Here is a 1,307-nt window from a genome sequence, read left to right as displayed (position 1 = left end):
CTGCTCACCTTGGAATGTCTCCCGGCAACCTGTATTACCACTTTAGAAATAAAAGCGACATTATTTACGAGATTTTTAAGAACTACGAGCTACTTGTAGATTCATATCTGAATGTGCCGAGCGGCAGAGCGATACATATAAATGATCTGATTACCTATTTGGATGCGGTCTTTAACGGTTTATGGGCTTATCGTTTCTTGCATAGAGATCTAGAGCATTTGCTGGACAGCGATGAGCGCCTGCGTGAAGATTATCGACGATTTACTTTACGTTGTTTGAGTGGTATCCAAAGCATTATTTATGCGATGGAGAAGAGTGAAATCTATCAGCCAATGGAAGATCAGCAGCGAAAGTCGAAAGCCTTAAATACCTGGTTGATTGTGACGAATTGGATGACTTACCTAAAAACTATCCAAAGTGCTGAGGACGAAGCGCAGGCGCTGAACCAGAAGAGTATTCAGCACGGTGTGTATCAAATACTCGANTATGTCATACCTTATTTGTATGAAGACAAACGGGCCTTAGCGCTGGAATTGCAGGAAAACTATCGCTTTGAAGGGATCGCGCCAAAAGTCTAATCTTCTTGGCTGTCTTCAGGGGAAGGGCTATTATCTAGCAAGCGCTGATTGATAATCTTGTCCAGAGCAAAGCGGCTTTCTTTTATGCCAGACTTTTTCAGGCTCGAAAACAAAATGACATCTTCCAGAGATTGGTGTGCTTCTAACTGCTTCTTAACCTGAAACATGACTTGCTTTGCAGGGCCAAACTTGAGTTTGTCGCTTTTAGTTAGAAGGATTAATGTCGGTAGCTGACATTCACTGGACCAGTCGAGTAGCATTTGGTCGAACTCGGTAAGAGGTTTGCGGATGTCCATGATAAGCACTAAGCCCGCAAGGCTTTCTCGGTTGCGTAGATAGTCATCGAGGTGCTTTCCCCATTCAGCTTTCAGGTCCAGGGATACCTTTGCAAAGCCATAGCCGGGCAGGTCGACTAGCCGAACCCCGGGCGTGCTAAGGGAAAAAAAGTTAATCAGTTGGGTTCTGCCGGGAGTCTTACTGGTTCGGGCAAGCTTCTTATTGTTAGTGATTGAGTTGATGGCTGAAGATTTTCCTGCATTGGGGCGACCGGCAAAGGCAACTTCAACGCCTTGGTCTGGCGGGCAGTTCTTGAGTTTTGATCCGCTTTGGCTGAAACGGGCGCTGTTGTAGGAGATATTCTTCGGCGTATTTGGGTGGTTCATGACTAACTCAATCAGAAAAAAGCACAGAATAAAAACCACTATTTAATGTAAGGGTTTTATCAGGAAG

General features: G+C 44.8%; 2 protein-coding genes. One reads left to right on the top strand and one right to left on the bottom strand.

Features of this window, described 5'->3' with window-relative positions:
- The coding region (locus A3729_RS08275) for a TetR/AcrR family transcriptional regulator (protein WP_156497797.1) at positions 1 to 578 on the top strand (578 nt) is incomplete at its 5' end.
- On the opposite strand, the gene yihA is transcribed toward A3729_RS08275, so the two are convergent.
- Complete coding sequence (gene yihA / locus A3729_RS08270; protein WP_068633624.1) at positions 575 to 1,240, bottom strand: ribosome biogenesis GTP-binding protein YihA/YsxC; 666 nt, start codon at positions 1,238 to 1,240, stop codon at positions 575 to 577. The two genes, A3729_RS08275 and yihA, sit on opposite strands and share 4 nt — an antisense overlap.
- Positions 1,241 to 1,307: the final 67 nt, after the last annotated feature.

The organism is Oleiphilus sp. HI0043 (assembly GCF_001634935.1).
The sequence above is the reverse complement of the archived record's forward strand: the minus strand, read 5'-3'. Positions and strand labels throughout refer to the sequence as shown.

Excerpts from the sequence above, each read along its gene's own strand:
- yihA (WP_068633624.1), bottom strand. The coding sequence starts at position 1,240 with ATGAACCACCCAAATACGCCGAAGAATATCTCCTACAACAGCGCCCGT.